This window comes from Rhizobium sp. CB3171 (assembly GCF_029714265.1).
In the GTDB taxonomy this organism is placed as follows: Bacteria; Pseudomonadota; Alphaproteobacteria; order Rhizobiales; family Rhizobiaceae; genus Rhizobium.
In genome coordinates this window covers 2,730,442-2,753,409 of the sequence record NZ_CP121653.1, presented here as the reverse complement: position 1 = coordinate 2,753,409, position 22,968 = coordinate 2,730,442, and the positions used below count along the sequence as shown (strand labels likewise).

The 22,968-nt window shown below is 59.0% G+C and carries 20 protein-coding genes; 11 read left to right on the top strand and 9 right to left on the bottom strand.

All coding sequences use genetic code 11. The annotated features are described in order from the left end of the window. Positions 1-12: 12 nt before the first annotated feature. From QA648_RS31660 to QA648_RS31635, 5 genes are all read right to left on the bottom strand, one after another. Entirely contained in the window at positions 13-1,116 is a 1,104-nt protein-coding gene (locus QA648_RS31660; RefSeq protein ID WP_260304538.1) for a mandelate racemase/muconate lactonizing enzyme family protein, read from the bottom strand. Positions 1,117-1,155: 39 nt separating this feature from the next. After that, positions 1,156-1,707 carry a TetR/AcrR family transcriptional regulator gene (locus QA648_RS31655; protein ID WP_260304537.1) on the bottom strand — a complete coding sequence of 184 codons (552 nt, stop codon included), beginning with the start codon at positions 1,705-1,707 and terminating at the stop codon, positions 1,156-1,158. An 877-nt stretch (positions 1,708-2,584) separates the two neighbouring features. After that, positions 2,585-3,610 (bottom strand): betaine/proline/choline family ABC transporter ATP-binding protein, encoded by a 1,026-nt coding sequence (locus QA648_RS31645; protein ID WP_283052931.1) that lies wholly within the window; start codon positions 3,608-3,610, stop codon positions 2,585-2,587. Positions 3,611-3,620: 10 nt separating this feature from the next. Continuing rightward, positions 3,621-4,586 (bottom strand): ABC transporter permease subunit, encoded by a 966-nt coding sequence (locus QA648_RS31640; RefSeq protein ID WP_260304534.1) that lies wholly within the window; start codon positions 4,584-4,586, stop codon positions 3,621-3,623. A 501-nt stretch (positions 4,587-5,087) separates the two neighbouring features. Continuing rightward, positions 5,088-6,038 carry a LysR substrate-binding domain-containing protein gene (locus QA648_RS31635; RefSeq protein ID WP_260304533.1) on the bottom strand — a complete coding sequence of 317 codons (951 nt, stop codon included), beginning with the start codon at positions 6,036-6,038 and terminating at the stop codon, positions 5,088-5,090. Positions 6,039-6,230: 192 nt separating this feature from the next. Between QA648_RS31635 and QA648_RS31630 the strand changes: the two genes are divergently transcribed. The 7 genes from QA648_RS31630 (at position 6,231) to QA648_RS31600 (ending at position 14,673) form a co-directional block, all read left to right on the top strand. Beyond that, complete coding sequence (locus QA648_RS31630) at positions 6,231-7,781, top strand: trimethylamine methyltransferase family protein (RefSeq protein WP_283052928.1); 1,551 nt, start codon at positions 6,231-6,233, stop codon at positions 7,779-7,781. A gap of 40 nt (positions 7,782-7,821) precedes the next feature. Beyond that, the gene (locus tag QA648_RS31625; RefSeq protein ID WP_283052926.1) at positions 7,822-8,952 is read left to right on the top strand and encodes a helix-turn-helix domain-containing protein; all 1,131 of its coding nucleotides are present in this window, start codon (positions 7,822-7,824) and stop codon (positions 8,950-8,952) included. Positions 8,953-9,166: 214 nt separating this feature from the next. After that, a complete protein-coding gene (proX, locus tag QA648_RS31620) occupies positions 9,167-10,144 on the top strand; it encodes a glycine betaine/L-proline ABC transporter substrate-binding protein ProX (RefSeq protein WP_260304530.1) in 978 nt (325 codons plus the stop codon). Positions 10,145-10,252: 108 nt separating this feature from the next. Further along, positions 10,253-10,912 (top strand): GntR family transcriptional regulator, encoded by a 660-nt coding sequence (locus QA648_RS31615; protein ID WP_260305270.1) that lies wholly within the window; start codon positions 10,253-10,255, stop codon positions 10,910-10,912. Next, positions 10,909-11,820, top strand: a complete 912-nt coding sequence (locus tag QA648_RS31610; protein ID WP_283052924.1) for a dihydrodipicolinate synthase family protein — start codon at positions 10,909-10,911, stop codon at positions 11,818-11,820. The genes QA648_RS31615 and QA648_RS31610 overlap by 4 nt, the downstream gene beginning before the upstream one ends. Beyond that, a complete protein-coding gene (locus QA648_RS31605; protein WP_260304528.1) occupies positions 11,813-13,330 on the top strand; it encodes an aldehyde dehydrogenase in 1,518 nt (505 codons plus the stop codon). The genes QA648_RS31610 and QA648_RS31605 overlap by 8 nt, the downstream gene beginning before the upstream one ends. Further along, a complete protein-coding gene (locus QA648_RS31600) occupies positions 13,327-14,673 on the top strand; it encodes an FAD-binding oxidoreductase (RefSeq protein ID WP_283052921.1) in 1,347 nt (448 codons plus the stop codon). Before QA648_RS31605 ends, QA648_RS31600 begins: the two co-directional genes overlap by 4 nt. Positions 14,674-15,167: 494 nt before the next feature. Here QA648_RS31600 and QA648_RS31595 read toward each other — a convergent pair whose 3' ends face one another. The 3 genes from QA648_RS31595 to QA648_RS31585 form a co-directional block, all read right to left on the bottom strand. Further along, positions 15,168-15,581, bottom strand: a complete 414-nt coding sequence (locus QA648_RS31595) for a curlin (protein WP_283052920.1) — start codon at positions 15,579-15,581, stop codon at positions 15,168-15,170. Positions 15,582-15,755: 174 nt separating this feature from the next. Beyond that, complete coding sequence (gene csgH / locus QA648_RS31590; protein WP_283052918.1) at positions 15,756-16,154, bottom strand: curli-like amyloid fiber formation chaperone CsgH; 399 nt, start codon at positions 16,152-16,154, stop codon at positions 15,756-15,758. Positions 16,155-16,219: 65 nt separating this feature from the next. Continuing rightward, positions 16,220-16,657 carry a curlin gene (locus QA648_RS31585; protein ID WP_283052916.1) on the bottom strand — a complete coding sequence of 146 codons (438 nt, stop codon included), beginning with the start codon at positions 16,655-16,657 and terminating at the stop codon, positions 16,220-16,222. A gap of 83 nt (positions 16,658-16,740) precedes the next feature. Between QA648_RS31585 and QA648_RS31580 the strand changes: the two genes are divergently transcribed. Both QA648_RS31580 and QA648_RS31575 read left to right on the top strand, forming a co-directional pair. Continuing rightward, positions 16,741-17,019: a DUF1778 domain-containing protein gene (locus tag QA648_RS31580; protein ID WP_283054321.1), complete on the top strand. Its 279-nt coding sequence runs from the start codon at positions 16,741-16,743 to the stop codon at positions 17,017-17,019. Then, a complete protein-coding gene (locus QA648_RS31575; RefSeq protein WP_283052914.1) occupies positions 17,016-17,510 on the top strand; it encodes a GNAT family N-acetyltransferase in 495 nt (164 codons plus the stop codon). The genes QA648_RS31580 and QA648_RS31575 overlap by 4 nt, the downstream gene beginning before the upstream one ends. Positions 17,511-17,995: 485 nt before the next feature. On the opposite strand, the gene QA648_RS31570 is transcribed toward QA648_RS31575, so the two are convergent. After that, entirely contained in the window at positions 17,996-18,922 is a 927-nt protein-coding gene (locus tag QA648_RS31570) for a hypothetical protein (RefSeq protein WP_283052913.1), read from the bottom strand. Positions 18,923-19,223: 301 nt separating this feature from the next. Here QA648_RS31570 and QA648_RS31565 point away from each other — a divergent pair, with 301 nt between their 5' ends. Together QA648_RS31565 and QA648_RS31560 are read left to right on the top strand one after the other, a co-directional pair. Then, complete coding sequence (locus tag QA648_RS31565) at positions 19,224-20,849, top strand: winged helix-turn-helix domain-containing protein (protein ID WP_283052912.1); 1,626 nt, start codon at positions 19,224-19,226, stop codon at positions 20,847-20,849. Between the two features lie 303 nt (positions 20,850-21,152). After that, positions 21,153-22,964 (top strand): ShlB/FhaC/HecB family hemolysin secretion/activation protein, encoded by a 1,812-nt coding sequence (locus tag QA648_RS31560; RefSeq protein WP_283052910.1) that lies wholly within the window; start codon positions 21,153-21,155, stop codon positions 22,962-22,964. The last annotated feature ends 4 nt before the right edge of the window (positions 22,965-22,968 follow it).

Below are 22,968 nucleotides of genomic sequence, written 5' to 3'. Positions count from 1 at the left end.
CCAGGTCTTAGTTTAAAAGCTGGCGACTGGGTTGCCGAAGACGCCTTCTTCCGGCGTCACGCCAAGACCAGGACCCTTCGGCAGAGCGATATGGCCACCCTCAATCCGAACGCCATTTTTGGTATCGTAGTGGCCCTCTATGTATGGGGAAGCGATCCACACTCCTTCGCAATTCCTGGGGTTGATCGTTGCGCCTGCCTGCGCGCAGGCAGCATTCATGATATCCCCACCCCAGGCGTCATCGCAGGTATGCGGAAGGTTGCGGGCGGCGCAGATATCTCGGAAGGTCGCGAAATTGTGCAGTCCGCCGATGCGCGTCACCTTCATGCCGAAGCCGTCGACGAGTCCGGTGCCGACAGCCGTGATGACGGTTGCGAGATTCACGCTGTTTTCATCCATGTAGATGCCATGGTGCACCTGCGGCCGGATTTTCTGCAGGTCTTCAATCGTGTTGCACGGCTGCTCCATGATGAAGGGAATGTCCGGGCATTCACGGCTGATGCGCAACGCATCACGTGTGGTCCAGCCGCGATTGGCATCGACTGCAAGGCGCATACCCGATTTTCCGATGACTTCCCAAACCTTACGGACTACTTCGATATCGACTTCCACCGGCCGGCCACCCACCTTGACCTGAATACGGGGATAGCCCTCCTCCATCTTCTCGCGGGCGATGCGGGCAATGTCATCCGGCGTGCCTACTCCGGTCGCATAATACGACGGAACCTTGTCGGTGGCAGCGCCACCGAGCAGCTGGGCCACACTCAAACCCAGCTTCTTGCCGATCAGGTCGTGGGCCGCCATGTCGATGGCTGCCTTGGCGTAGTTATGGCCATTCAGCAGGCTGTCCATCTTGCGCTGAAGTGCAAGCGGCCAGACATCCGAGCCGACGAGTCCCGGAGCCATTTCCGTGAGTGCCGCGACGGCACCGGCGGCATGAGATTCCGCATATGTCGGGCCGACTGGGCAGGTCTCGCCCCAGCCCACAGTATCGTCCACACCGACGAGCCGGACAAGCGTCGTCTTCAACGCCCAGACCTGGGCATTCGCCATGGTATAGGGTCCGTTCTTCACGGGTAGATCATGGCTATAGATATGAATTTCTTTAATCTTCATGTTTGCCTCCCAATGGGGTTAGAATTCGTGGACAAGAGTTCAGGCGATACCTTCAGCCGCCAGTGCCGCTTTCGCCGCTCGCAGCGCCGCTGCCGTCGCTCGGTCTCGTCCGTGCAAGCGCGCGGTCTGTGTCATGCCTTCGTGAAGCAGGAAAAGCGTTTCGGCGAGCTGATCGATGTCTTTGTCAGGAGCGATGGTTTGAAGACGAATGCGAAATTCATCTGCAAGCCGTTCCTTATGGTCCAAGACCACGTCGCGAATTGGGGCGCTGTCGGGATGTTCCGCTAAAGCATTCAAAAACAGACAGCCTGTATTCGCTACTTCGCGCAACCAGTCACCAAGCCGAACGATTGGGTGTAGGACGTGGTCTACGCCGCTCTCGGGTCCGCCCGCGAGCCAGTCGAAGTACGCTTTATCGCGATACTCCAGCGCACCAACCACCATCGCTTCGCGGCTCGGAAAATACTTGTAGAGCGTGCGCAAAGACACATCGGCTCCCGCCCGCAACGCTTCAACGCCTTGCTCGGCAAAACCCATCTCTGCAAATTGGCGGTCGAGGTCGCTGGCGATTTTTTCTTTTCTCGATGTCATAAGAAAAATGGTAGAGCGATCGTTCTACCCATGCGGATTGGAAAGCGACCATGGACGGGACGGAAAGCGACGTGACCGTGTGTCGCTTTGCGATATCGGTGCCCGAAAAGGCAAAGCCGCACGCTGGACCGGCAACGGGCACGGGTTGATCTAAATTGCATCGCGTAAAGCGAACAGCGGCTCAAACTCTGTCGCAGCCTTCGGGTGACGAACCGTTCTCGAACATATTGACATAGAGTTATTTGCGTCGTGAGAAGTCGACGCAGTAATGTGCATCATGGAAGTCACGCGCCAACTGATCGCGTCCGAAAGCCATTAGTGCACAAAACTGTTTCCAATTGCTCGCACGGGGTCCAGTTGCAGCAATCCTCTGGGTTAACGTTGCGGTGGGACGAGCCGGAGGTATGACTCATTGGTGTGCGTCGGTTCGGCCATAGCACGGACAGTACGATGGAGAGCAGCTGACGGTGCCTCTGTCGTGTCATCAAGCGTGAACTCGTCAATGAGCTCGCGAAGTTTGGCAGCCTCGTTTGCCAGTGAGCTGGAGGCTGCATTGGACTCTTCCACCATCGCCGCATTTTGTTGCGTAGCCACCACCGATCCGGTGTTCAGAGCGAGTGGGAAAAAATTTTGAAACTGCAATGTCATGCGCGGCTGAAGAAAACAGAGGATTTTCTAGCGAAATCAGAATGTTGAGAAATGCGAAGCCCCGCAGGCGAGCTTTCCGAAGTTACTTAATCCGCCGCATTGCCGTGATGTACGAGCCGATAAAAAAAGCCGGCAATGAGCCTGTCATTGCCAGCGAAGCGCTTGCCGGGAACTAGGAATGATCCGACAAGTGGGAACGCCTTGGGAGCGCCTAGTAGCTTGATTAAAGTCAGCCGCCAATCGCATTCAAAAGATCATATCTCGAAATTTGGCCGACTGGTTGTTCTCCGTTTGTGACAGTGATCACGCCGTCGTGCTCTTTGGCGATCTGCAGAATTTTCGATAGCTTGTCGGTTGCGAGCACGGACGGACCCAAACCTGAGGATGACTGCGCATCCGTGAAGGGTCGCATTACTTTTCCAGCCGAAACCAGCTCCAAGCGGGAGATTCCCTTCACGAAGTCCGCGACGTAGTCATCAGCGGGCTCGGTGACAATCTCCTCTGCGGTGCCGACCTGCACGAACCGTCCATCCTTCATGATAGCAATGTGGGTCCCCAATCTGATTGCCTCATCGAGGTCGTGGGTGATGAACACGGTCGTCTTCTTGAGCACCTTCGACAGATCGAGGAACTGCTCCTGCAATTGCCGTCTGATGAGAGGATCGAGCGCCGAAAATGGCTCATCCATCAGCAATATTTCCGGATCGGCGGCCATGGCGCGAGCAAGACCGACGCGTTGCTTCATGCCACCCGACAATTCGTCTGGAAAGCGGTCGCCCCAACCATCAAGGCTCACGAGCTTGAGTTTTTCTAATGCGACCTGGTGCCGTTCGTCCCGGCTCATCCCACGCAGTTCAAGACTCAGCGCGACGTTGTCGATCACGGTCCGATGTGGGAGCAGCGCCATATTCTGGAAGACCATTCCCACGCTTTCGGACCGCAATTGCCTCAGTTGCGGTCCTTGGAGAGCGTTGACGTCTTGGTTGGCTACGCGAATGACGCCAGCCGTCGGCTCGACGAGACGATTGATGTGGCGAACAAGCGTTGACTTTCCGGATCCGGAAAGCCCCATGATGCAGAAAATCTCTCCTCTGCCCACAGTGAAGGAGACGTCTGCGACGCCGACAACGCAACCATATCGCTCCAGAATATCCTTCTTGCTCAGCCCATGGTCATTGACGGCCTTGTAGGCATCTTTCGATTTCTCGCCGAAAATCTTCCAGACATTGCTACATTCGATAACTGCATCGGTCATTAGCACCACCTCAGTTCTTGATGGCCGACGATTGCGGCAGGTCCTGACCCGTATGGGCGTGGGAGGTTTTCATGAAGGACCGGACGAGCCCGACCGGCCCCCGCGTGAGCCATTCACCTTTTTTTCGCGGTTTGGCGAGCGCTTGCGTCAAACGGTCCAACACAATCGCCAAAGCGACAATCCCGAGGCCGCCGACCGTCGCGATGCCAATATCGAGACGTCCGATGCCGCGCAGCACCATCTGGCCAAGGCCTTGGACGGCGATCATCGAAGCGATGACGACCATCGACAGCGACATCATCAGTGTCTGGTTGACACCTGCCATGATCGTCGGCAGGGCGAGCGGCAATTGCGCTTTCCAGAGCAGCTGAGATTCCGTCGCACCGAATGCGCGCATCGCTTCGACCACATCAGGCGGGACTTGCTTCATACCAAGATATGTCAATCTGATAACCGGTGCGACCGCGAAGATGACGGTGACGATGACTCCCGGCACATTGCCGATCCCGAAGAGCATCACGACGGGCACCAGGTAGACGAAAGCCGGGATCGTCTGCATCCCGTCGAGCAGGGGCCGGAGGATCGCATAGAGCGTATCGGAGCGCGACGCCCATATACCGAGCGGAAGACCAATGACGATGGAGAAGAGCAGCGAGGTCAGAACGATGGCCAAGGTGAGCATCGTCTCGGGCCATACGCCGATGAAGCCTACGAAGATCAAGGTGACCGTCAATGCGATAGCCAGCCGGAAGCCGGCAATTTGCCAGGCGACCAGCATGACCACGACAACAACAAAAGTGGGCGGCACGGTGCTCAACGTGGTTGCGAAGGACTGCAGCATCGAGTCGATGGGAGTCTTCACGGCCTGGAAGAAGGGGCGGTAATTGTCCACCAGCCATCTGAGGCCAACAGTCATCCAGTCAGCAAGTGGAAGCTTACTACAAGCAAACGGATCGAGAATTCCGCATTCAGCCATCTGTTCCCTCATTTAGTTCGTTATTTGATTATCAGTTTAATTATCACATCGTTGGCTGATTACCCGGCGCAAAAAAGTAGCGTCCCAGGTGACTTTATTTCGACAGCCAATTCTTGGGAGGTCGCATCTTCGGCACTCGGCGGTGAAGACTACGACGAAACTGACCCTAATCACCGCTAACGATGCGGATCTTCCCGTTACACGCAGAGGCGTCGGGGAATTTGGTATCGTTTCCTACAAAAGCGGCGGCCGATCGTGCCGCCTACGAATGCATCATGGGTTGCCACTGCACCGAAGCAACAACGCCAATCTAGTCACCGCGAAAGTGCCCAAAAAGCAGCCGCGCACTCGCGGACGCCAGCTCCAAAGTCTGTCCAAAGATTCACGTCAAGATCGCCGGCCGGCAGGTCAAAGGAGACATTGCGACGCCGCGCCGCGTAGATAAGGTCATCAAGTTCGGTCCTTCGCATCACTACGGCGCCGGACAAGGCGAAGTCCGGCTCACCAGTTATGTCTTTTGGCCGATTTTAAGTCGTCCATGACGATATTGCGCTCCTGCTCAGCCATTTCCAGAAGCCAGTCTCGAAGGACAATAGCTGCAGTCGATAGCTCGCGGTTGTTGTTGGTAGTCAGGTAATAGGCACCTGGCGCTGGGATAGATAATTCGGTGAGCCTCACCAACTTTCCCTCCTCGAGCAGATGACGGACAAGGCGCCCCCATCCAACTGCGACACCCTGGTCTGCCATGGCGGCCTGTATGGCAACAAAGAACTTCCCAAATCGCCGTCCGGCACTCAGCGAGTGCGGAATGCCCGCTCGCAGTAGTACCTCTTCCCATCCAGCCCAATCGGGATCAACCCAATCAACATGCAAATGTGGCAGCTCCGCGAGTTCGCGCGCGGTGGCGCCCTCGTGGGCGGCGGCGAAGGCGGGCCCACAGACAGGATAGATCGTGTCGTCGAACAGCAGTTCTGCGGTTTCGTCGAGCCACGCACCGAAGCCGTAGCGTATCCGAAGATCGACCTCGGCTCTGCGATAGTCCTTTGCGTCGTCCGAAATGAGATGATCTACCGCGATTTCGGGGTGCCGCCGCCAGAAATCAGCCATTCTGGGGATCAGCCACATGGTGGCGAACGCGTCGCTGCAGGCGATCGTCACATTTCGGGCCCGATCGCGTCGTTTGATCGAACGGACCATCTCCGAAGCCTTGGAAAATCCGTTGGCCAAGACGCCGTAGAGTTCCTCGCCGGCATGGGTGAGAGCAACACCTTTTCCGTTTCGAATAAACAGCGGAACTCCTATTTCCTCTTCGATCGTCTTGATCTGGCGACTGACAGCACCCGGCGTCACGTTCAATTCGCTAGCGGCCAGCTTGAAACTAAGATGACGCGCAGACGCCTCGAACACAGCCAGTGTGGTGAGTGATGGAAGGTCATAAAACCTGCGAACCATGTGCCCACCTCCTTCCAAAGGCAGAGAAGAGTCGCGACGCTAGCATAATAGTCAACTGACACGTGAGACTTTTGCATTTGGTCATTCCAAGAGCCTCGGTCATCATTCGATTTCGTGTGCGGCGTTGAGCTTCCCGTACATAATAGTCAAGAATTCCGAACACAAGAGTACATTATTGGGAGGGCAAGCGTTATGAACGTGCAATCCACTGGGGCAAGAAGAGGCGGCCGGGACGCTCGCCGGGCGCTGTGGACTACTCCGAAATTCCAAATGCTTCCCACATTGAGGCGCGGGCTTCCGAACATTGAGCCGATGGACGAGGAGCAGATCGAGCGCATTCATAACGCTTCAATGGACATCCTCGAAGAGGTGGGCGTTGTGTTTCGCGACCCAATTGCCCTTGAGGATTGGAAGCGCGCTGGCGCCGACGTGCGGGGCGAACGGGTTCATCTTGACCGCGCACTCGTCATGGAACTCATAAAGACGATTCCCTCCGAGATCAAATATTACGCCCGGAATCCGGAGAACAATGTCGACCTCGGCGGCAAGAAGTCGATCTTCGTGCCAATGACGGGTGCACCCTATATGCGGGACCTCGACGATGTCCGCCGTGGCCCGACGATCGCCGACCTTGGGACGTTCCACAAACTAGCACACATGATGCCCGCGCTGCACTCGTCCGCGCATCACATTGTTGAACCGATGGATATCGTGGTGGCGCATCGTCATCTCCACATCACCTATTCGTCGATGAAGTATTCGGACAAGATGTTCATGGGCATGACGACATCGCCCAAGAACGCCGAAGACGTGCTTGATATGTGTGCCATCCTATTCGGCGCGGATTTCATGGAAACGCATGCCGTCGCCACCGGCAACTGCAACGGCAACTCGCCGCTTGTCTGGGACCAGACCATGCTTGGCGCCATGCGAGCGTTCAATCGCCGCAACCAGCCGGTTCTCTGCTCTCCATTTGTTCTGGGAGGCGCGAACACCCCTGCTTCGACGGCTGCGGCCGTTGCCCAGCTCAACGCCGAAGCGCTTTCTGCGCTAGCCTACACTCAAGTTGTGCGCAAAGGATGCCCTGCGATCTACGGGCACTACCTCTCGACGGTTTCGATGCAGTCCGGTGCGCCGATGGCCGGAACGCCCGAGATTTCGCTGATGAATTTCATGATTGGCCAGATGGCGCGGCACTATAATGTCCCGTGGCGCACGTCAAACCTGTTGGGCGGCGCCAAGATGTTCGATGCCCAGTCGGGCTACGAGAGCGCGATGACGATGATGGCGGTGCTGATGTCGGGTGCGAACTATATCTGGCATTCGGCAGGCTGGAACGAGGCAGGGATGCATTGCTCGATAGCGAAGTTCATGGTCGATTCCGAGGTCTGCGCCATGGGTTATCGCATGGCTGAAGGCATCAAGTGGGATGACTTTGACGAAGCGTTGTCGGCCGTTCGAGATGTCGGGCCGGGCGGTCACTATCTCGGCCACCCACACACCCAGGCGAACTTCGAAAAGGCGTTCTTCATTCCGAAACTGTTCGACAACAATTCCATCGAACAATGGGTGGCGGACGGCTCAAAGGACATCAAGCAGCGCGCACTGGAGCAGGCCCGTTATCTGCTGTCGGAATACCAGGAACCGAAGCTTGAGGAATCCGTCGACGAAGCATTGCGCGCCTATATCGACCGCCGCAGCCGCGAAATCCCGGCGGTCGACGCACTTAACGAGGATCATTGACTACTTCGGACAGCGGCCGCTTTCGGAAGGGAACTCAAACATGAGATCAATATCGGAGTGGGCGGGCGATGGAGCCATAAACGTGGCGGGCCAGGCGACCATAGCACCCCTTCCGGCTGCTAGAAACTCACGCGACACGGCTACGATCGCGGTGCTTCTATTCCCCGGCTTCTCATTGCTCAGCCTATCCTCGTTTCTCGCGCCGTTCGAAAAGGCCAACGCGATTTTGGAACGGCAGAGGTTCCGCTGGGTCTTCGCCAGCAAATCGGGGATTTCCGAAACCTCCAGCCTCGGCGTCTCGATGCCGACCCAATTTCGGTTCGCCGACGTCATGCCCAAAATGACATCGTCCCCTCGCACGGAAATGGTTGTCATGATCGCGGACGGGATCAGCCAACTCATGCCGTGCGCAGAGCTATCCGGTGCGGTGCGCCTATGTATCCGCCAAAACATTCCGGTGGTCGCTCTCGGAACGGCCACGTGGCTGCTCGCCGAGATGGGGGCGCTGAACAACACTGAGTGCACTATTCATTGGGAGCAATTGGCCGCATTTTCGGAGACATTCAACGGACCCAAGGTGAGTGACGCCATCTATACCGGAGATGGCGGGATATGGAGCTGTGCGGGAGAAACCTCAGCTTTTGATCTCGCAATAGCGCTTCTTGAGCATACACTTGGCACATACCTTACGGTCGACGTCTGCAAACGCAATGTCTCGGATGGAGCGAGAGACCGGACGCAGCGGCAGACGGGTTGGTCTCCTTGGGCCGCCTATTGCGCAAGCGACAAACTGCCTCAAGCGGTCGCGCTGATGGAGGGGAGCTTGGACGAGCCGCTTTCGCTTCAACAGATCGCAGATACCCTGACGATTTCTAGGCGACAGCTGGAGCGCTTGTTCGAAACCTATCTTGGTACCTCTCCACATAAATATTACCTGACATTACGCCTAGATCGAGCGAGACAGCTCATAGAAGCCACCAGCAAACCGATCGTCGACATCGCGGTGGCATGCGGCTTTGTTTCAGCCACTCACTTTTCTAAATGCTTCCGCATTCAGCATGGGCGCAGCCCTCAGCAAACCAGGCTCGAACGCATGAAGAAGGTGCTGCCAGCGAAGGAGACTAGGCATCGCAGTGCGCGTCGAATCCCTGCCGCGCGAAACGCTCCATAGTATTAGTGGCCGCCGTCTTTTTCTAAAACAATGCAAGGAGATCAGTGCATTAAAGTCACCTGACGGTCTACTTTTTTGCGGCGTTGCATTCGAAAAACATGTGTTACCAATCAGACCATTCCTCGGGAGGAAGAACTGAGATGCAGGGCTAAAGACGCTCAGCGCTGCGCGGTTTTGGATGGTCGAGCGTTAATCAAAAGAGGGAACTGGCATCATGAAAATCAAGACGATCGCCGCCTTGGCGGCCGCATCATTCTTAACGATTACAAGCGCGGCATCCGCGGCCGATAAGGTCATGCCAGCATGGTCGGGCATCACCGAAGAACTCTTTCAGACCTATGTCGTGTCGGAGGGGCTGAAGCAACTAGGCTACGACGTGGCCGAACCGACACAAACTCAGGTGCAGCTCGCTCATGTGGCGGTCGCGAACGGTGATCTCACATTCTATGCAGCGCACTGGGAACCCTTGCATGAGGCCTATTGGAAAGAAGGCGGCGGCGATGACAAACTCGTGCGCCTCGGCAAGCTTACGAGCAATAGCCTTCAAGGCTATTTGATCGACAAGAAGACCGCCGACGCCACCGGCATCAAGTATCTCGAGGATCTGAAGGACCCCGAGAAGGCCAAGCTGTTCGATACCAACGGCAACGGAAAGGCCGATCTCTATGGCTGCGAGCCCGGCTGGGGCTGTGAGCGGGTCATCGAACACCAGCTCGACGCCTACGGGCTCCGTGACACCGTCGAGCATCAGCAGGGCGGCTATTTCACGATCATCCCTGACGCGATCGAGCGGATCAAGGAAGGTAAGCCTACGCTTTATTACACCTGGACGCCGCTATGGGTGTCGGCCGTGCTGCGGCCGGGCAAGGAGGTCGTCTGGCTCAACGTCAAAAAGACCGAGCTTCCCGATGGTAAGACGGATAACACCACGGTGCCTGGCCTTGGGAATCTCGGTTTCCCGGTGAACGACCAAATGGTCATCGCGAATACGGCATTCGTCAAAGCGAACCCTTCGGCGAAGAAATGGTTTGAACTCGTGAAGATTCCGATCGAAGACATCAATGCCGAAAACAAGCTTGTGAACGACGGGGAGAAGTCGAACGGGCAGATCATGAAACACACCACTGATTGGATCGCCGCCCATAAGTCCGATTGGGATAAGTGGATCGCCGAGGCCAAGGCGGCAAAATGATCCATCTAAGAGCTGCTGGGTTTGACTCAGCAGCTCTTTTCAGTGGAGTCTTCAGTGAAGAGTGGCAAGAACGATCTCTACGGCGATTTGAAGCGCCAGATCCTGACGATGGAGCTGGATCCTGACGCCGATCTTGATGAGGTGAGCCTCAGCGTGCGTTACGGCCTTTCCCGCACCCCGGTTCGCGACATCTTCCGGCGGCTGGCGGGGGAGGGCTATATCGATATTCGCGAGAACCGCGGGGCTCGGGTCATTCCGATGAACCATGCGACGCTCAGGAACTTCTTTCTGGTTGCGCCGATGATTTACGCGGCGATCGGCCGCCTCGCGGTACAGAACTTCAAGCCGGCCCAGCTTGCCGATCTGAAGGAGACGCAGGAGCGTTTTCGCCAGGCCAGCGTGGACATGGACGCGTTTACGATGGTTCTCGAGAACAATCGTTTCCACGAAATCTTCGGCGAGATGTCGGCCAACGTCTATCTGCAGCCGAGCCTCGGCCGGCTCCTGATCGACCATGCGCGCATCGGGCACACCTTCTTCCGTCCGAGAAATCAGGACATGCGGCGCCGCCTGCAGGTGGCGGTCGAGCACCATGACAGCTTCATCGAGGCCTTGAGCGCTCACGACGAAGACGCCGTCGTCGACCTGGTCTTCGAGCATTGGGAACTGTCCCGCGAGAACATGGAAATGTTCATCGCGCCACAAGGACTTAAGTCGGACGCCATGATCGGCGGTCCGAGCGTGCAATCATTGGAGAAACTGCCGTGAAGTTTGAAGGTATCTACACGCCTGCGATCACGCCGCTGAGCTCGGACGGGCAGATCGACCGGGCCGGGTTTGCTGCGGTCCTGGAATCCCTGATCGATGCCGGCGTGCATGGCATCATCGTCGGCGGATCGACGGGCGAATATTATGCCCAGAGCAGCCAGGAACGTTTCGAGCTCGGCGCATATGCCAAGGAGGTGATCGGCAACCGGTTGCCGCTGATCATCGGCACCGGCGCGACGCGCACCGAAGATTCGGTCGAATACGCCAAGGCGGCCAAGGACATCGGCGCCGATGCGATCCTGGTGTCGTCGCCTCCTTATGCCCTGCCGACCGAGCGCGAAAACGCCGTTCATGCGCTGACCGTCGACCGCGCCGCCAACCTGCCGATCATGCTCTACAACTATCCCGCCCGCATGGGTGTGATGATGGGCGAGGAGTATTTCTCCCGCGTCGGCAAATCCAAGAACGTGGTGGCGATCAAGGAAAGCTCCGGCGACATGGGCAACCTGCATCGGCTCGCCCGCAAGTTTCCGCACATCGCGCTGTCCTGCGGCTGGGATGACCAGGCGCTCGAATTCTTCGCCTGGGGCGCTAGGAGCTGGGTCTGCGCCGGCTCCAATTTCCTACCGCGCGAACATGTCGCGCTCTATGAGGCCTGTGTCATCGAGAAGAACTTCGACAAGGGCCGGGCGATCATGGCGGCGATGCTGCCGCTGATGGATTTCCTCGAGACCGGCAAGTTCGTCCAGTCGATCAAGCACGGCTGCGAGATCATCGGCCTGAAAGCCGGTCCGGTCCGCGCGCCGCTGCGCGGACTGAACTCCGAAGAGAAAAGAACCCTTGAGACCGTTGTGTCCACCTTGAAGCGCACGGTCGCCCAGATCACCTCGGGAGCCAATCATGCATGAACCCTTGACCGCAGCCGAATACAAGGCAATCGCCGCCGGCCTTCAGTTCCCGACCAATGCCTTCATCGATGGCAGCTTCCGTCCGGCCAATTCCGGCAAGACGTTCAAGACGACCAATCCGGCGACCGGCGAACTTCTGGCGGACGTTGCCGCCTGTGATGCAAGCGATGTCGATTACGCCGTCCTCAAGGCAAGAGAGGCGTTCGAGGATGGCCGCTGGCGGCAACTGTCGCCCGGCGAGCGCAAGGCGACGCTGATCAAGTTCGCCAAGCTGCTGGAAGACAACCGCCATGAACTGGCGGTGATGGAAAGCCTCGACAGCGGCAAGCCGGTTCGCGAATGCCAGACCGTCGACGTGCCCGATACCATCCACACCCTTCGCTGGCACGCCGAGGCAATCGACAAGCTCTATGACAACACCAATCCGGTCGGCCCGAATGCGCTGGCGATGGTGGTGCGCGAGCCGATCGGTGTCGTCGGCTGCGTCCTGCCCTGGAACTTCCCGCTTTTGATGCTCGCCTGGAAGATCGGCCCGGCATTGGCTGCCGGTTGCTCGGTCGTCGTCAAGCCGGCGCAGGAGACGACGCTGACGACGCTGCGGGTTGCCGAACTTGCGCATGAAGCCGGCATCCCGGCCGGTGTCTTCAATGTCGTCACCGGCAGCGGCCGGGAGGTCGGCGAGCCGCTCGGCCTGCACATGGATGTCGACATGGTGGCCTTCACCGGCTCGACGCCGACCGGCCGGCGCTTCCTGCATTATTCCGCCGATTCCAACCTGAAGAAGGTCGTGCTCGAATGCGGCGGCAAGAACCCGGCCGTGGTGCTGGAGGATGCAGAGGATCTCGATCTCGTCGCCGAGCAGGTGGTGAATGGCGCCTTCTGGAACATGGGCGAAAACTGCAGCGCCAGTTCCCGCCTCATCGTCCATGCCAAGATCAAGGACGAGCTTTTGAAGCGCATCGGTGCCTATATGCGCGAGTGGAAGACGGGCGATCCGCTCGATCCGGAAAACCGCGTCGGTGCTCTCGTCAGCAAGAACCACTATGAGAAGGTCACCTCCTTCCTCGACGACGTCAAAAGCGAGAAGCTGACGATCGCCCATGGCGGCGAAACGCATGGCGGCATCTTCGTCGAGCCGACGGTGGTCGACGGCGTTACCTCCTCCAGCCGGCTGTTCAAGGAAGAGATCTTCGGGCCGATCCTGTCGGTGACGACCTTCAACACGCTGGCCGAGGCGGTCGCCCTTGCCAACGACACCAATTATGGCCTGACGGCATCGGTCTATACCGGCAGCCTGAAGCATGCGATCCGCCTGTCGCGCGACATCCGGGCCGGCCTCGTCACGGTCAACTGCTTCGGCGAAGGCGACGCGACGACCCCGTTCGGCGGCTACAAGGAATCCGGCTTCGGCGGCCGCGACAAGTCGATCTTCGCACACGACAACTATTGCGAACTCAAGACCATCTGGATCGACATCTCCGATCGCTCCGTCGACGAGACCATCCGATGATTGAGAAGACGGTAAAGCGGCTTCCCGCGGAGAACGGCGTGTCGGGGTGGACTGCGATCAGCAAGCGCACCTTCCCCGTCCGCGTTCTCGAGGGCAATGTCACCGCCGATTGGGTGATCATCGGTGCAGGATTTGCCGGGCTGTCAGCGGCCCGGCGCCTTACACAAGTCAGGCCTGGCGACAAGGTCGTCGTACTCGATGCGCGGGAGGTCGCCGTGAATACCGCGGGACGAAACTCCGGCTTCATGATCGACGTCCCGCATAATCTTTCATCCGGAGAATATGCCAGTGGTGGTGCCGACGCCTCCAGAGTGGAAATGGCACAGAACCGGTTCGCCATCGGTTTTGCGGCTGACATAGCCGAAGAGTTTGGCATGTCGGCCGAGACGTTCAATAGATCGGGCAAGATCAATGCAGCCGCGACTGAGCGCGGGATGAAGCTCAATGAGAGCTTCGGGCACTCTCTGAAAGCCAATGGCGAGCCGCATACCTTCCTCGATGCGGTCGAAATGCGCGAACTTGCGGGAACCTCGTATTACCAAGGGGGCCTCTTCACGCCGGGTGCGGTAACGATCCAGCCTGCCGATTACATCCGGGGACTCGCAGCCGGTCTCGCGACCAAGGTCGATCTCTTCGAAAATTCACCCGTGACGTCGCTGAAACGGCAAAACGGGGTTTGGACGGCGACCTCGTCGCGGGGCACCGTCACGGCACCAAACGTCATCCTCGGCGTCAATGGCCATATCGAGGATTTTGGGCATTTCAGCCGGCGATTGATGCATATCTTCGCCTACGCATCGATGACCGCCCCCTTTCCGGCGGACCAGCAAGGTTGCGTTGTTTCGGGCCGAGACCGGTGGGCGCTGCTACCTGCAGATTCCATGGGGGCGACCCTCAGAAAATTCACCATGGACGGCCAATCGCGCATCGTCATCCGCACCAAATATACCTATGAGACCACCATCACGGCATCGCAGTCCCGCATGATGAAGATGGCCAAAGGCCATCGCCGCGCTTTCGACGCTAGATTCCCCGGTCTTACGGGATTGCCTTTCGAACACACCTGGTCCGGCCGTCTATGCCTGAGCCGGAACCATGCGCCCGCGTTCGGAGAGATAGAGGAAGGGCTGTATTCCGCCTGTTGCGAGAACGGTCTCGGTACGGTGAAAAGCACGCTGGCGGGTATCATGGTGGTCGATCTTGCCACCAGGAATATTTCGCCCGAACTTCGCCAGTTCATGGACAATCCAGCGCCCTCGAAGATTCCGCCGGAGCCATTCGCTTGGCTCGGCATCAATGGGGTGATCCGCTACCAGGAATTCCGTGCAGGCCGCGAAGGATGAGGCCGGACGTCTGAAGTCGGTATCGTGAGCAAGAATAGGACGCCTCTGAGCTTCGCGGCAGACGGTGGTTGACCCTGTGAGGACGGCACTACGGAAGCCCATAAACTCAACGCTCACATGACTTTTTTCTGCGCGCTACTACGGCTCTGGAGTTCTGCAAGTCGATGAAGAATAGTTGGTATATCCGCGCAAGGAGGAGGTAATGACGACCACAGACAAAAAAGACGGCGTGGTGACAGGGACGGCCGGAGGTGTTGATTTCCGCGCAGAACTGAGCCGGTTTTTCCACCGAAAAGTGAGCCACCTCTAAGTATGGTTTTCTGATCAGGGTTTGGTCAAGGGGTTGGCTTTTTCGCAGGGTAAAGGTCTTGCCGATCCGTCGTCTGAAGGCAGGAATTGTCTGCGAGGAGGGCTTTTATCTGAATTACGGGCAAGCCTTGTCCAGGCGTTGATGAAACAACGTGACATCGCCTTCGGGACTGTTGTGAACTGCCTTACCAGCCATAGCTGAAGGTAGCGCCACTGCCGTTATCCCCATCCTGCACCACGTCGGTTTCAGTATTTCGCCCATACTGGAAAATGCCATAGGCATTGTTGTTGCCATTCTGCCGTAAGGTTGCGGAATGACCATTGCCCCGTTGCTGGATGAAGCCGAGGTTGCCACGGCCAACCTGGGCAATGCCAGCGGCGTTACTCCGGCCCAGCTGCCGGATGTCGGCGTCTTTCAGGCCGCGGTAGAGCGAATAGACGCGCAGCCCGGTTGAGAAAAGACCCGCGTCCTCGGCATTGTCCGGCGCGAGGTTGAACGAGATCCGGCCGCCGGCATAGGCTGGTACAGACAAGGCTACTTGCCCCAGGCTTGCGGCAAGAAGAGTGACGGTAAGGATCGTAAGCACGTTGCGGGTCATCTTGATCTCCATTTGCCGGCTGCCTTAGCCGATGATCAACTTTCGCATCTTTAAGCTGAACTCAGTCGGAATTGCCCGTTCAGTTATCGTTCAGTCGTTGCGGCCTGATCGAAAGCAAAAAGGGCGCCAGAAACCGGCGCCCTTTTGAAGAGATCTGCAGGGTGTGGAGGCCGATCAGTTGCCGTGGATCTGCTTCGTGCAACTGAAACTCTTATCCCCGATCACGATATCCAGTGTCGCCTTGTATTCGGTTCCCTTGGAGCCGAGCGAGACGGAGCTGAGGGTTGCCGCATGTCCCCCCGTCGCATCAAAGTCGCCGCTCTGATTGATCGTAGAGCTTCCGTCATCTCCTGATTTCTCGACATGGAAGGTGTAAGTCCCGCCGACATGCTTGTCGGCGTGGACGAGCGCATCCAGTCTCACCATACCTGCTCCAGGTGTTGCTTTGATTTCGCAAAGCTGCTCCTCGTCAGATTGGTTGGCAGTCGTCACGGCCGCAACGGCGCCGACGGGAAGCAGGACCAGCGCGACAATCGCCATCAGGCGGCGTGGATGTGTGACGCTATTTGGCATGGGTCGTCTCCCCTAATGGTCTGCTGTTGCGATCTTGACCTCATTTTGCGTCATCGCGCGGCCGCTTACGGGCAGGCCTGGACGAAGGCCGCGACATTGCCGTTGCCACCCTGACTGACATTGGCGCTGCAGCCACGACCGACCTGGACACCAGCCGCGATGTTGCCATTGCCGTCCTGGGTAAGGATGGTCGTGTGGTTGGAACCAAACTGGCCGATACCGGCCACGTTGCGGTCGCCGTTCTGATAGGTGGCGCCATAGTTGTCATTGCCTTCCTGACCGACAGCCGAAAGGTTATGACGCCCATATTGATGGCCGATAATCCGGTTGTAGCCACCGTTCTGGTAGGTTCTGATCCGGTTTCCGTACCCTTCCTGCGCGCCACCGGCAGAGTTCGACCAGCCATATTGTTCGATACGCACATCGTTGGCCATGGCGGGAGCTGCGGCGGTGAGGCCAACGAGTGCGACGAGTGCGGTTGCAATGAAAGACGTGCGGATCATGACTGTGTTTCCTCAGGCGGATAGGACCGCGGTTGAACGTCTTTCTTCTAGACGCCCGCGTTGGAACGGAAGCTGAAGGCACCATTCAGTCGGGGTTCATTCGCAAAGATCGGAGCCCGCTGAAACCGCGGACGACCCGCAACTTGATTGATCGCGCCGCTGAGTTGCTCGGTAAGACGCGCACGGATTTCATTTTGGAGGCGTCCGAACGCCGTGCCGAAGAGATGCTGCCCGACCGCACTATCTTCACGGTAAGCCCCGAAATCTATGCCGAATACCTTGCCCGGCTCGATGCGCCTGCGCAGCTCAATGAGCGTCTAACACGCACCATGTCGACTAAAGCGCCATGGGATGAGGCGTGACCCTCAGCGCACCGGCACCCCTAGCCGATCATCATGAGCTGGCCGAATTCAATTCCGGCGTCCCTGAACTGGACGACTGGCTGCGTCGCCGCGCCCGTTCCAATCAAGCAGGCGGGGCGCGGACCTTCGTCGTGTGCGAGGGAAGCCGCGTTATCGCCTATTACGCGCTCGCCTCCGGCGCGGTAAGACAGCCGGAAGCACCTGGCCGTTTTCGGCGCAATATGCCTGATCCAATCCCGGTCGCTGTGCTTGGACGCCTCGCCATTGATCAATCCTACCAGGGGCGTGGTTTTGGCAGGGCATTGGTGCGCGACGCGGGCCTGCGCCTGCTCAATGCCGCTGAAATACTAGGCATCCGAGGCGTGCTGGTTCCTGCGATTTCAGATGACGCACGAGCCTTCTATGAGGCTGTCGGCTTCCTGTCTTTTCCGTCCGACCCCATGATGCGGATGGTCGGATTGCCCGACCTCAACAATGCACTGAACCCCTAAGCGGAACTCATCAATAATTTCGGTTGAGTGCATTCCATCTCGCATCTAAACCGCTGAAATTGCGGCAGAACGTCCCGACATGAAATGAGGCGCCGTGAGTTCTGATCTCTTCAAGGTGATATATCTGTTCTGCTGTCGCGGCTGCCACCGATCTCGGTCTTTCGGGTGAATGTACAGGCCACCTCAGTTCGAATATTCGCCCTAGATGAACACGATCCGTCGCCTTCCAATATTGTTCGGATTGCGCTGGCAGTGCTTGCTTTTCAGTTCGTCGCCTCGTTCAAAACGCACCAGAAGCTCGTTCTACGGATGCTGCCCCCGCGAGTTCGTAACACCCATTCCAAGTGCGGCGCGAGCCATCCTGCGTTGGATTGGCAACAAAATCGTTGTGCGTGGCGCGCCGTTACCTCTGATGTCGCTGGATATACGTCTGGCGTTGGAGATACAGCACACCTCAGGCACCGAAAAGAGAAGCTCTGCCGAGACTATGAAAAAACGGCACAATCCTCGTCGTTCATTTTTGACGCTCGCCCTTCGATCTCTGCGAATGCCTCTTGGAAGATGATGAGCTTGTGCGCCTGCGCCATCGCGTATTCCGTATAGAAACCTTCCGAAATCCAGATGCGCGAGCGCCCGCGACGGCCATTCCAGCCTAAGCCGCCGATCGATTCCGCTTCGGCGAACTTCCGGCTGGTATGCGCCCGTGAAAGCGCCAGGAAATCGGCGAGATGCGTGATCGATCTGACATCCGTGAGGTAACCGCCAGGCTGCGATGCGTGTCGGTCGATGCCTGCGACAAGCCGGTCCATCAAATGCCCACCTGCATCGCTCCAGGCGAAGATCCGGTAGAGCGGCCCGGGCATTCGTATCTCAGGGCTCGCCAAGAGGCGATCTCCTATAGCCGGCACGAGGAGAGGAAGCAGCCGTTCGGGCGCGCTGCGAAAGCGGATGCTCCTATCCCCCCCGTCGATACAGTCGAGAGCGGCAAGATGCACCTCATACCACCCGCCGAGCACCGGCAGTGCTTCGGGTGCAGGCACCACTTCCCCCGCGCGGCTCCCTTCGAGCGCCGGAAGGACCAGACGGTACTTCAGGATTTCGTCGAAAAAGGCATAGGCGGTGTTGCGGCTGGAAATGTTGTGCTGGACGGCGAGATGCCCAATAACCCGCCGCGACACGCCCGGTCCGCCTACTTCTGCGGCGCGAAAATGCCGTGTGAGCGCCGCCTGGGAGAGCAGCCATCGCTGCTGCGAGGCGAACTGCGCCGATGAACGCGGCGCGGCCACGTGGCTTGCGACGAAATTCTGAGCCAGCAACCCGATCGCATCGTCAAAGGCTTCCGCCGCCATCAAACGGTCGATCCCGCTCGCTTCCGGCAGAAGGCGGAAGCGCCGCTCAAGCATGGACGTCATCGCAAGCCACTCGAGCGATATAGAGCCATGACAGACAGATCTGCACTCTCTTCTTTTTATCAGGCACGGTCATTCCCCGGTCACAAGCCGCCACCCTGCGACCCGTTCGACAGATAGCCGGGATGGCGGCGCAACGTCCTGAAGGCAGGCCGGAGGAATTCTGAAATTTTCTGATTCTTTTCTGAAATTGCCCGCCGGCACTGGCCGCGCCAGGCCGTCCCCACACGCCCGACCCTACCGGTTGACGGATCCGCCGGGTGCTCATTATGGTGCGCCGTGTTGCGAAAGGCGTGGGGGGCACTTGTTCTTATTTTCGGGCTTCGTTCTGGATCCGGACCGTGCCGAATTGCGCGCGCCCGACGGGTCCGTGACCCGGCTGCGCCCAAAAGCCTTCGAACTGCTGAAACTGTTCGTTGCCAACAGCCATCGCGTGCTCGGCAAGCAGGACTTGATGGAAGCCGTCTGGCCCGGCATCCATGTCGGCGAGGACAGCCTCTTCCAGTGCATCCGCGAAATCCGCACCGCGCTCGGTGATAGCGAGCGGCAGATGATCAAGCTGGTCTCGGGCCGAGGCTATCTCTTCGCCCTCGAGGTCACCAACGGACAGGGGCACGAGAAGGCGGCGCCGCAGCTCCCGCAAGCGGGAAACCGGCCGAGCACAAGGCCACGCCGGAGACTTCGCGCCGCGATGCTCGCCAGCCTCGGCGTTCTAGTTGTAGCGCTCCTCATTCTCTTCAGCCGTTCCCTTCTTTTCCAACCATCCCGGCCTGTGCTGGAAGTACTGCCGATTACTGATGCCGCCGGTAGTCCCGAGGGTGTCGCGCTCTCCCGCAACATCACCGCCGAGCTGATCGGCGGCCTTTCCAAGATCGAAGGCATCGATCTCGTCGTAAACGAGGGATCGAACACGCGTGCCACCTACAGGGTGCAAGCTGATCTCAGCAAAACTGCACAATCCTGGACCATTCAGGCGCGCCTTATCAATGTCGTCAGCGGTGAGATCCAAACAGTCGCCGAGATATCGGTGAACGCGGGGGAAACAGATCCACAACGTCTCCAGTCCCGCCTTGCGGCGGGCGTCGGCTATGCGCTGGCCGTCCGGATGAACAATCTTGCTCAACCGGACAGTACGCATAGGACAGGCGCGGATATCGCGATCCAGCAGGCCGTCGCGTCGATCAACCAGACGACGCGCGAGCGTTTCGCAACGGCACGGGAGATTCTTGAGAAGTATCGCGCCGCCGATCCTGAAAACGTCGACCTGCGAGTGGCGCTTGTCGGCCTGCATCTGCGCGCTGTGCAAATGGGCTGGTATAGCGCCGCCGAAAGCGCCGCCGCCGAAACCGATGCCCGCGCCTTGCTGGAAGATGCTTTACGGTCGCGACCGCAATCCATACCCGTGCTGGGCGCATACTGCCGCTTCCTGACGGCGACCAACCAGTTCGCCGAAAGTCTTGTCGCCTGCGCGCGCGAGCTGACGCTCAATCCCTGGGACGGCGCGGCGCTCTATCAGATCGGTCTCGCAGAGGTCCAACTCGGCCGCTTCGACGATGGACTGCGGACATTCACCGAGGCCGACCGCTTCGATACGCCGGCGGTCTCCCGCTGGACCTGGCTGCTCGGGGCTGGCTGGGCGAACCTGCTGCTCGATCGCAACGCAGAAGCAATCGGATTGCTGGAACGCTCGATTGCCATCACTCCTGGCTCCGGCCGCTCCTACATGCTGCTAGCGACCGCCTACCGGCGCCTTGGCCGCAAGAAGGAGGCATGGGAAGCGTTGCTGAAAGGCATGGCGCTACGTCCCGACTTCACCGTCCGCACTCTCCCCTTGTCGAGTCACAACGCGAGCGACACCTACCTCAACGCCACCCAGGCCATTCTGCGAACGCTCGTCGAAATCGGCCTGCCGACCGGCGACCCTCGATAGACGCCAAATACCACTTGGCACTCAAGCCGCTACGGCGGCAACGCTCTGCAAGCGACCCCTGCGTGATCGCATAGGTTCCGACGTTGTTCGGCAGCAGTCGGTTCAAGCACCCCCTGACGCGTAGTGAATCGCGGATGCCTGTTCACGGGCAGTCAAAAATGGACGCAGACAATCGCGGAGAATTTTTCTAGCTCTTGCGCGGAAGAGGTTCCCTCGAACGGCCAGTTCTCGCGATTGCAGGCAAAGTAGCCGCTTCACGGGCGGATAAAGCATGCGGGGGAAACAGGTAGGTCGGGGCTAAATTTGATTTCGAGATATGACGATGCGCGGCGGGCCGCGCTGCTCGCCGGAGCGGCGATCATGCTGTTTTCGGTGGGACCGGTTCTGGCGCAGACCGCCTCGCAGGTGACGCCGCAGACGTTCGAACCACAATTGCAGAAGCAAGCGCGCGGTATCGTGATTCCCGAAGGCGCGGGGCAGACCGCACCCTCCGGTGCGGAAAAGCTCAATGTTCATATCGGGAGTGTCGTCATCGAGGGCGGTCTGCCGGCGCTGGCGGAAGACGCGGTGAAGCTAAAGGCGGAACTTGCCGGCAAGACGGTCACCGCTGCCGATCTCTTCGCCGCCACGACCCGTTTGCAGGCAGTCTATGCCGCAAAAGGTTATCCGTTGGTGCGCGTGCTCCTGCCGGCGCAACGCCTGGTGAACGGCGCGACCTTGCGCATCGCCGTCATCGACGGCTTCCTGGAAAGGATCGACACTTCGCATCTGCCGGACAACATCCGTGAACGCGTCGCGAAGCTGCTGGCGCCCCTGGTAGGTAAGAGAAGCATCACCAATGCCGAGATCGAACGACGCGTGCTGCTGGCCGGCGACCTGCCGGGCGCCGTGCTGCGCTCTACTCTTTCCAGGGGGACGACGGCTGGCGGCAGTGTGCTGACGATCGAGGCCCGTTACAAGCCGGTGCTCTTTTCCCTCAACACGGACAACCGGCAGTCGGACCAGCTCGGCAAATACAATACGGGCATGGGCATCGACTTCAATTCGGTGTTCGGTTTCGGGGAACTCATCTATCTGCGCGCCTCCGGCGCACCGCGCTTCGATGGCGACACCGGCTTCTTCTCGGGGTCGCCGCGCAACCGCATGCTGGCCGGCGGCGTCACCGTACCGCTCGGCAATGACGGACTGAGCCTCAATCTGGAGGCGACGGCCTCGCGCACCGCGCCGGAAGCCGAGGCCGGCAGCAATGCCTTCCAGTCGGACTTCACCCGCTATTCCGCCAGGCTCAACTACCCGCTGATACGGTCGCGCAACCTGACGCTCAACCTGACCGGCGCATTCGACGCGCAGGACGAGGAGCTGAGCGCCATCAATCTTGGCGGCGTCGCTCTGTCAAAGGACCGGTTGCGCATCCTGCGCACCGGGGCGGACATTTCTTGGTATGTATTCGGTGATTCGCTGTTCTCGGCCGGGCTGACCGGCTCCTTCGGCATCAATGGGCTGGGTGCGCGCAGTGCTGCGGACGCTGCCGCCAGCGATACGCCGCTGTCGCGGCAGGGTGCCGACGACGATTTCCAGAAGCTCGAACTCACGCTTGGCTATCGCCAGCCGGTCGCCGAACACCTGACCTTCGATCTGGGCGCCACGGCGCAGACCTCCTTTGGCCAACCGCTGCTCAATTCCGAGCAGATCGGGCTTGCCTCGACCACCGGCCTTTCGACGTTCCCGTCCGGCCTGATGCAGGGCGATGACGGCTTCGTCGTCCGCGCCGAGGCGCAGTTTCCGTTCACGATGCCGTTCAGCCTGCCGTTCGCGCTTCCCGCTTTCCCGGCACAGCAGGGGACAGGCTTGCCGGCGGACGGAGCGTCAAGCGGCGCCTTCCTCGTCTCACCCTATCTGTTCGGCGCCTATGGCGGTGTGCTCCTGCACGACCCCACCGCGCTGGAAACAGCCTGGACGCAAGGGGCGTCCTATGGGGCGGGCCTGCGTCTCGGCGCCGCCGAGCAGGCGAGCTTCAATTCCACGACCCTCAGCCTCGAATACGGCCGCACCGAGCGCTTCGGTGATGGTTCGAACGACAATCGCTTCACGCTCTCGGCAGCGTTCCAGTTCTAGGACC

What these genes read in the sequence shown, in the direction of transcription:
- QA648_RS31660 (WP_260304538.1), bottom strand. Translation starts at nt 1,116, where the DNA reads ATGAAGATTAAAGAAATTCATATCTATAGCCATGATCTACCCGTGAAG.
- QA648_RS31655 (WP_260304537.1), bottom strand. Translation starts at nt 1,707, where the DNA reads ATGACATCGAGAAAAGAAAAAATCGCCAGCGACCTCGACCGCCAATTT.
- QA648_RS31645 (WP_283052931.1), bottom strand. Translation starts at nt 3,610, where the DNA reads ATGACCGATGCAGTTATCGAATGTAGCAATGTCTGGAAGATTTTCGGC.
- QA648_RS31640 (WP_260304534.1), bottom strand. Translation starts at nt 4,586, where the DNA reads ATGGCTGAATGCGGAATTCTCGATCCGTTTGCTTGTAGTAAGCTTCCA.
- QA648_RS31635 (WP_260304533.1), bottom strand. Translation starts at nt 6,038, where the DNA reads ATGGTTCGCAGGTTTTATGACCTTCCATCACTCACCACACTGGCTGTG.
- QA648_RS31630 (WP_283052928.1), top strand. Translation starts at nt 6,231, where the DNA reads ATGAACGTGCAATCCACTGGGGCAAGAAGAGGCGGCCGGGACGCTCGC.
- QA648_RS31625 (WP_283052926.1), top strand. Translation starts at nt 7,822, where the DNA reads ATGAGATCAATATCGGAGTGGGCGGGCGATGGAGCCATAAACGTGGCG.
- proX (WP_260304530.1), top strand. Translation starts at nt 9,167, where the DNA reads ATGAAAATCAAGACGATCGCCGCCTTGGCGGCCGCATCATTCTTAACG.
- QA648_RS31615 (WP_260305270.1), top strand. Translation starts at nt 10,253, where the DNA reads ATGGAGCTGGATCCTGACGCCGATCTTGATGAGGTGAGCCTCAGCGTG.
- QA648_RS31605 (WP_260304528.1), top strand. Translation starts at nt 11,813, where the DNA reads ATGCATGAACCCTTGACCGCAGCCGAATACAAGGCAATCGCCGCCGGC.
- QA648_RS31600 (WP_283052921.1), top strand. Translation starts at nt 13,327, where the DNA reads ATGATTGAGAAGACGGTAAAGCGGCTTCCCGCGGAGAACGGCGTGTCG.
- QA648_RS31595 (WP_283052920.1), bottom strand. Translation starts at nt 15,581, where the DNA reads ATGACCCGCAACGTGCTTACGATCCTTACCGTCACTCTTCTTGCCGCA.
- csgH (WP_283052918.1), bottom strand. Translation starts at nt 16,154, where the DNA reads ATGCCAAATAGCGTCACACATCCACGCCGCCTGATGGCGATTGTCGCG.
- QA648_RS31585 (WP_283052916.1), bottom strand. Translation starts at nt 16,657, where the DNA reads ATGATCCGCACGTCTTTCATTGCAACCGCACTCGTCGCACTCGTTGGC.
- QA648_RS31570 (WP_283052913.1), bottom strand. Translation starts at nt 18,922, where the DNA reads ATGACGTCCATGCTTGAGCGGCGCTTCCGCCTTCTGCCGGAAGCGAGC.